General features: G+C 45.4%; 10 protein-coding genes. 5 read left to right on the top strand and 5 right to left on the bottom strand.

What is annotated here, in order from left to right:
* Positions 1–58: 58 nt before the first annotated feature.
* A complete protein-coding gene (locus AC6RV6_RS28370; protein ID WP_500244259.1) occupies positions 59–607 on the top strand; it encodes a tetratricopeptide repeat protein in 549 nt (182 codons plus the stop codon).
* Positions 608–609: 2 nt separating this feature from the next.
* On the opposite strand, the gene AC6RV6_RS28365 is transcribed toward AC6RV6_RS28370, so the two are convergent.
* From AC6RV6_RS28365 to AC6RV6_RS28355, 3 genes are all read right to left on the bottom strand, one after another.
* On the bottom strand, positions 610–1176 hold the full coding sequence (locus AC6RV6_RS28365) for a Uma2 family endonuclease (protein WP_500244258.1): 567 nt from the start codon (positions 1174–1176) through the stop codon (positions 610–612).
* A gap of 63 nt (positions 1177–1239) precedes the next feature.
* Positions 1240–1776, bottom strand: a complete 537-nt coding sequence (locus AC6RV6_RS28360) for a cyclic nucleotide-binding domain-containing protein (RefSeq protein WP_500244257.1) — start codon at positions 1774–1776, stop codon at positions 1240–1242.
* A 51-nt stretch (positions 1777–1827) separates the two neighbouring features.
* Positions 1828–3939, bottom strand: a complete 2112-nt coding sequence (locus tag AC6RV6_RS28355; protein ID WP_500244256.1) for a PP2C family protein-serine/threonine phosphatase — start codon at positions 3937–3939, stop codon at positions 1828–1830.
* Positions 3940–4062: 123 nt separating this feature from the next.
* Between AC6RV6_RS28355 and AC6RV6_RS28350 the strand changes: the two genes are divergently transcribed.
* From AC6RV6_RS28350 to AC6RV6_RS28340, 3 genes are all read left to right on the top strand, one after another.
* Positions 4063–4485, top strand: coding sequence for a GNAT family N-acetyltransferase (locus AC6RV6_RS28350; RefSeq protein WP_500244260.1), 423 nt, complete (start codon positions 4063–4065; stop codon positions 4483–4485).
* A 265-nt stretch (positions 4486–4750) separates the two neighbouring features.
* Complete coding sequence (locus tag AC6RV6_RS28345) at positions 4751–4882, top strand: hypothetical protein (RefSeq protein WP_500244255.1); 132 nt, start codon at positions 4751–4753, stop codon at positions 4880–4882.
* Positions 4883–4950: 68 nt separating this feature from the next.
* Positions 4951–5148, top strand: coding sequence for a hypothetical protein (locus AC6RV6_RS28340; RefSeq protein WP_500244254.1), 198 nt, complete (start codon positions 4951–4953; stop codon positions 5146–5148).
* Positions 5149–5185: 37 nt separating this feature from the next.
* Here AC6RV6_RS28340 and ccmP read toward each other — a convergent pair whose 3' ends face one another.
* Together ccmP and AC6RV6_RS28330 are read right to left on the bottom strand one after the other, a co-directional pair.
* Positions 5186–5824 carry a beta-carboxysome protein CcmP gene (ccmP, locus tag AC6RV6_RS28335; RefSeq protein WP_500244253.1) on the bottom strand — a complete coding sequence of 213 codons (639 nt, stop codon included), beginning with the start codon at positions 5822–5824 and terminating at the stop codon, positions 5186–5188.
* Positions 5814–5957: a hypothetical protein gene (locus tag AC6RV6_RS28330; protein ID WP_500244252.1), complete on the bottom strand. Its 144-nt coding sequence runs from the start codon at positions 5955–5957 to the stop codon at positions 5814–5816. Before AC6RV6_RS28330 ends, ccmP begins: the two co-directional genes overlap by 11 nt.
* 429 nt (positions 5958–6386) lie before the next feature.
* On the opposite strand from AC6RV6_RS28330, the gene AC6RV6_RS28325 reads away from it, so the two are divergent.
* A partial coding sequence (locus AC6RV6_RS28325) for a DUF4912 domain-containing protein (protein WP_500244251.1) occupies positions 6387–7419 on the top strand: 1033 nt, incomplete at its 3' end.

Genomic DNA, 7419 nt, shown 5'->3' with positions numbered 1-7419 from the left:
GAACGATATCCGTAATTGGTACACTCATTGCTGCTACTGTACCTCATGAATTAGGAAATTGCTATATAAAAATAATCTAACTCTTGATAATATTTTTTGTATTGTTTTCATTTATTCTTGCAAAAACAAACAAGCATATACAAAAAATGCAAAGATATTAGCTGATAACATTTATGAATCCGTAAAAAACATAAATTATAATACTTGGAGTGCTGGATATGGAAAAATATTTCTCGGATTAACATATAAGAACTTACAAGATATAAAGAAATCTCGTGAGATGTTCAATTTAGCTATCAAGTATTCAAAAGAAAGTCACTATACTCAAGTTGAAGCAAAAGCGCTCACAGGAATAGCCGAAATCTATCGAATTCAATTAAATTTTGAAAATGCTCTTGATTATCATCACGAATCTATTAAAATTTTAAAGAACATTGGAGCAAAATGCGATCTTGCTGAAGCACATTACCAACTTGCGCTAACCTACCAAACGATAAACAATCCTGAAAGCCAAACTCATTTTAATAAAGCACTGGAACTGTGGATAGAAATCGACGCACCCAGGCAAATCGATCGCATCCAAAATTCTATAAATAACCCATTTTAAAATCACCCGAATATCTTCTCTAAAGATACGCTAAAACCTTCTAATAAAGGACTGGTCAAGCGATCGCTTTGATATAACGTCATCACCTTTTTTAATTGTCCTGCTTCTCGACGATAGACTTCCAGCGATCGCCGTTCTCGGTCTGCGATCCAGTATTCCAAAACCCCTTGCACTGAATATAACTTAACCTTGGTTTCATAATCTCGCTTGCGATCGCTAGCAGTTCGAGATAAAACTTCAACAATTAACTCCGGCGCACCCGTCAAATGTCCTGCATCATCGAGAAGATTCTCTAAAGATTCATCACTTGCCCAAACAACATCAGGAATTACACTATCAGTATCCGAGAAAACAATACTAGGAGTAACAGCTGCTTGTCCAGAACCTCGATCTTGCGACCAGTATCGTAATTCAGCATAAATTGCGCCAGCAATATCTTGATGTTTCCAATGAGGTGCGCGGGTCACAAATAATTCTCCATCAATAATCTCATAGCGATTTCCATTATCCGGAAAACCTGCCAAATCATCTATAGTCCATCGGACTCGTTCGGTTGTAATTGACATCATTATCAATTTTGGCTTGTCGTAATTATATGATAGTAGAAATTGAAGCACAAAAATGCAGATAATTTAACCGTGACTGTGTTGGCGCAACCATTCAAACTTTGCTTCTGCTAACTCCAATCGTTCCACTTCAAGGCGATCGTATTCGTTATTTTCCCGATATAATTCTGCAAATTCTAAACCATACCCCAAACGTCGCACGGTATCGCGCATCCGATCGCTCAAACACTTCGCTAAACCCCGATAAAAACGAGCGGCAAAATGTTCGTCTCGTTGCAATTGGCTGAGAAGTTGCCATCTCGGAATACCGAGAACGATTGAATCTTCAAGGGCTTTCACGGTTGCGAGGGGAGGACGTTCATCGAGAAAAGAAATTTCCCCGACTATTTCCCCAGAAGAAATTTGCGCCAATTCCCGATCGCCGATCCAGATGGCAAATTTTCCACTCAAGACAAAATATAAAGCATTAATGGGTTCTTTTTCATAAATGAGAACACGATCGCTGGCAAGTTTTTCTTTTTTGCCCACGTGTAACATCCAATCGAGGTCGCTATTATTCAGTTCCCCCAGAATCAAAAGCGCTTTTCTGCGTTTATAAGCCATAATTTTGACTTCCTCCTAAAATTCAATCTTAAGCGAAGATTTTTGGCGATGTCATTCTTGAGTTTCTTCGACAGGAATTAGCCAAGAAGGAAAGAGATTTTCACCGCGATCGAGGCGACCTTTGAGGTAAAAAGCGATCGCACTGACGGTTGCTAACAGGACAACCGCAATGGCGATCGCCACCCAATCGATCCGGCTGTTGGACATTGTTCTTTCTTTTCCTTCTCCTATCGCCAATTCCTCCTCGATCTCCACATCTTCAAACAGAGAATCAACATCATTCTCTGATTCAATTTTCACCTCTTCCGGCAGGTCATCGGGATCGATCGATGGCATGGAATAGCGAACTCTTTCTTCTTCCCAGATTTCTTCTTTCGTTTCAGGTTCTGGCGGCTGCGATCGCGCTTCGGGTTCTGGCTCGGGTTCTGGCATTTCCAACGGCAGATCCGTTCCCACCCAACCATTTCCATTGTTGCCATTACTGGGTTCGAGGGGTAAAGGGTTGTCGAATTCGGCGGGAATTTCCGTCGCTTCTCGAGAAAGTTCGGCAACATTGACCAATCCCGAATAAACAGAGGAAACACTATACAAGGCGGCAACAATGGACGTATTATCATGGCCGTTTTTCTGATTGGCCAGTTTAATTAAATATTCCACCGCACTTTCCAAACTTTGTCGCCCGGCTAGGACATTGGGGGCAAACTCTTGCCAAGAGCGATCGAGTAACTGATTATCACTTAACCCATCAGAGCAGAGTAATAAAATGCCATCTTCCTCGACAATTAGGCGTTGAATCGTGGGGCGTAGGCGATCGGCTTCTCGCGTTCCCAAGGCTTGGGTTAATGCCCCCGCATCAGGGCGCTGAGTGGCGGTAACGGGAAGGCTGCGTGCCAGCCGAATTTCCCGCGTGGTGACATCATCATCCACTGTCAGCAGTTGGCAATAGTTTTCTGTAATCCAATAGGCGCGGCTGTCTCCGACGTGAACGAGATAGAGTTCGTGACTATTACCCACGCCAACTTCTAAATTGGCGACTTGTTGAGGAAGTTGTATGGCCATCACTAAAGTTGTAGCCATGCGCCGCCGCGACTCTCGTTTTTGTTCGTCGTTGCGAAAACAAATGAGATTATTGGCAATGCGAACGATCGCGGTCAGTTGTTCTTCCACCAAATCCGGCGGCATCAATTCCGGATCTTCGACGGATTCTGCTAGCAGGGCGCGAATTTGCAGTTTTAGAGATTGGATAGCAAGTTGGCTGGCGACTTCTCCGCCCTCGTGACCGCCAATGCCGTCACAAATCATCATGAGGTGAGAAATGAGGCTGCCGGGTTCTTGGATGCCATTGCGGGCGATTTCTTCGGTAGTGGGATAGTAACTATCTTCATTGCTCAATTGTTGCGGTCCCGTATCCGTGGCGCTGGCAATTTGAATGCGGAGGGGTTTGCGTGCCGCTTGTTCGAGGAGAAGTTGATTGAGGGTTTTACGGAGAGTTGTATAAGTGATGCCGTCGCGTTTTAATTCTGCCGCGATCGCTTCGAGTTTGGGGGCAATTTCCGGGCTGGCTTTGCGGGCGAGAGAAGTCCAGCTTTCTCCCAATTCTCGCAGAGTAACGATGGTTGGGGCTTTGGCTGTCGCGATGCCTCCCCCTCGCGATCGCGATTGGGAATTGCCTAAGCGTTCGGTATTGGTGAAGAGTTCTCGCAAGCGCAATCGCCATCCTTCAACCCTTAAGTTCTCCTCGACTAAGAGAGAAGCCCCGACACCGCGATCGCAAAGAGGATTCCACAGGTTTAAAATTTGCCACAACCAATAGATTTGCCGCAATCCCGAGGCATCGATCCACGCATCTTCAAGGGTAGGAGAGAGAACGCCGCCATCGTCTACAGGGATATTATTGAGCAGCAGGATCGTCGAATTTTTGAAGTCACAAATCCCATAAACTTCAGGGAGATGTAGTCGATAGGAATATAGGTGCAAATAAGGTAGATAATGCTCGGGAATGGGATTGGGGAGGAGTGGCGATCGCTCAGAATAGATATCCTGCCAAATTTGCGGGGCGACGATCTTATATCTCCCATCGATGACATTGGGGGGAGACAATTGGGCAGCGATAGGACTGACAGCCCAGAGATAGGGATTGATTTGGGGTTGGGGACGCGGCATGAGCAAGGGGCGGGAAAGATGGGATAACTTTAACCGTGAATGACTCCTCTCTGAAGTTAATACTATATCCCAACCATGCTAGGCTACACGAGAAGAATTGCCCATATTATTGTTGAGTTTGAGATGTTGATTCGAGAGGCAGTTATCGAAGATGCGATCGCGATCGCAGATTTACTCACCCAGCTTGATTATCCCGGTACGGATGGGTTTATTACTACAAAAGTTTATCAACAAATCTCACATCCCGATGCTTTACTTTTTGTTGCTGAGAAAGATTCACAAATATTAGGTTTTATTTCCTTACATTTCCTTCCCCAACTCGCTTTAATTGGGGATTTTTGTCGAGTGAGTTATTTATGCGTTTCGGAGAGTGCGAGAGGTTTGGGATTGGGGATGAAATTATTAGAATGCGGGGAAGTTGCCGCGAGAAAACGGGGATGCGATCGCCTCGAAGTCCATTGTCATTCAAGGCGGAAATTAGCGCACAAATTCTATTTTCGGCAGGGCTACGAAGAATCGCCAAAATACTTGCTCAAAATTCTCTAATGTTGAGGGTGACATTATGAAAGCGATCGCTTCTTCTTGCAAATCAGACAAGTATGAGAAGTATGTTTAAGCGATTGAATATTAGAGACATAGATGTAGACATATCGACATTCTCTAAAGCCAGCAAAAAAAAGAGATTCAATAATATTTTGGAATCTCTTCATTGAGTTACGAAAGAAATTAAAGAAAGCAAAAAAATGGGATGAAAATAAATTGGCAATGTCGTAATGAACTCATAGATTAATCAAATCATACCGAACAAGGTTTGCAAGCGATCCATGCGATCGCGATCGCACCTCCCCCTGACTCTCCATCACCTCAATGCCTGCGTGAATTCACTCATCCCCACCGAGAGGCATCACCCGCGATCGCGACGAACTTCACGCTACACCTGTAGACGCGATCGCTTCCCTTTCTGGTCAAAACTGGAATGATAAGCACATCGAAAACACAACCCCCAAAACAATGCTTAACTTTGACCTCTTCCCTCACGCCCTTTCTGAAATCTTCGTTTCCGCGACCCAAAACGGTACTCTCAGCCCCAGTATTTGCAAAAGTTTAAAGGTAGCCGCCGATGGTGATAGCTTTGATGAAGAAGAAAAAGCGATCGCCCAACGTCTCCTCTGGGCCGTCAGAAAAGGTAAAATTCAAGTTGCTGCCTAACTTGATGTCAATTGCAAATACAAATTGTGAATTGATATTATTCCTTACTTCCCGAAGGATGTTCGCGACCGGGGATGCTTTCAAGAGCCGCGATCGCAGCCTTAGATCCGGCAATGATATCTCGTTCTTCTCCCCCCAAATACAAGCGCCCAAAACTACCAATCGCCGAGACCTGTAAAATATTAATACTCGCCGCTTTTTCCGCTTCATTGGCCGCCAAAGCCGCATAAGCTGCCGGAGTCACCTCCAAAACATACAAAGTTTGTCCCGCTAAAATCATCTGTCCGCGACGAGTCCGGTTAATTAACTGTGCTTGATGCGCGTCGAGATTGCGAATAATCTGACTAGAAACTACACGAGGTTTGAGACGTTCTCGTTCCGTGACCCCAAGAGTGCTTAAAATTGCTTGTCCTGCCGTTCTCGTTTCTCCTTGACGGGGAGAATGAATCTCTAATAAGCCATACAATCGTTCTACAAATTGTACCCCCGGACGCACGGATGTTGATTTGAGTGCCACATCTGTAATGCGATTAATTTCAATTCCGGGGGATATCTCGATCCACAAAGACGTATCGCCGGGTAACGGCAAAAATCCCAAAGCCACCGTTCCAATATAAGCTGCGTGCTGAGGTTGAAGGTTATCGAGGAAGACGTAACTGCGTAGGTCAATGCCCAAAATCGATCGCTCCTTGAAAAATAGGAATTAGGAAGTAGAGAATAGCCAATCGTAAGCCTAGTAACTGGTGACTGGTAACTGGTGACTGGTAACTGATTCTGTCCCCTGTCCACTGATAGCTCATATCGTGCATTCGCACAACTGAATCCCGATCTGAGGAAAAAGAGTGGCCGAACTGATTTTGTGTTTTGTCAGGAAACAATAACAGAGCGATCCCGCAAGAGCCGATAACTTCGTACAGTCCCGGAAAATCCTTTCGAGATACCCTTGACCGAACCTTGAGAAATTTTGTTACATGAGGTTAACCAAGCGATCCCCAATCATGCAGTGCGACCTACCGGAACAATCGAATTCGCCAAGGGAACGCGCACCAAGACAAACGATCCCCAAAAAAATCTAGAGGACTAATGGTACAAAAACTAGATTTAGTTTTTAAAGTTACCTCTATTTGGGAGCAGGGGATTGTTAGTAAACTACTGGTAGAAATAGCGATTGACATCAGTTAGATTCTCCAGTTTGAACTTAAACCTAAACGACCTGTCGCTAGCATCTCAAAAAAACCATGGCCAATGAACGCCTACCTTTAGAAGAAATGACCTTGCGGCAACTTCGTAAAGTCGCCAGCAAATATAATATTTCTCGTTATAGTCGGATGCGGAAAGCGCAACTGCTAACTGCTATTCGCGAAGTTGCCGAACACTTGGTAACACCGCCTCAACTCATCGTTAATTCCTCTGTCAATTCTCATCCTATTAGTCCCCCAAAAGAAGAACCAGAAGTGGAAGCCTCAAAATTTCAAGTCGGTCAAGAAGCCCCAGTAGAAGCAACCCTTGCCTCTGTTGATGAAGGATTGGCGGATTTACCCGGCGGTTACGGGGAAAGCATTGTTGTTTTAATGCCTCGCGATCCACAATGGTGTTATGCCTATTGGGATATTCCTCAAAGCCATAAAGAGGAACTGCGCCGTCAAGGGGGACAGCAGTTGGCATTGCGGATTTATGATGTCACCAACGTCAAACTGGAAATTCAAAATCCCCACAGCGTTCAGGAATACCCCTGCGACGAACTGGCACGAGAGTGGTATGTTCCCATCCCCGTTAGCGATCGCGATTACTGTGTAGAAATCGGCTATCGCTGTGTAGACGGTCGTTGGCTAATTCTGGCGCGATCGGGCATCGTTCGCGTTCCGCCCATTTATCCTTCCGACTGGATCGAAGACCAATTTACAACCGTATCTTGGGAACAAGAACTCGTCGGCAAAAAAGTCCTGCAATTAAGCGGCAGTGGCGGCGGTGAAGCGATCGAGGCTCTTTACGAACGACAAGGCGATTGGGTTGGCGATCGGGTTTCCGGTTCTCTGTTTGGTTCGATGCAGCAAGTTCCCGAGGAAAGCCTGAGTTCTTATGTCTTCCCTTCTGGAGTGGGCAAATGGGCATCCGGTTCGGGAATGTCGGGAGTAGGGATGAAAAAATCCGGTGCGGGAATGCAAATGTCCGGTGCGGGCATATCCGGAATGGGTATGGAAACCACATCCGGTGCAGGAATGCAAATGTCCGGTGCGGGCATATCCGGAATGGGTATGGAAACCACATCCG

The sequence above is a fragment of the Spirulina sp. LEGE 11439 genome, from assembly GCF_059821285.1.
Note: the sequence above shows the minus strand (reverse complement) of the source record. Positions and strands in the feature narration are given on the sequence as shown.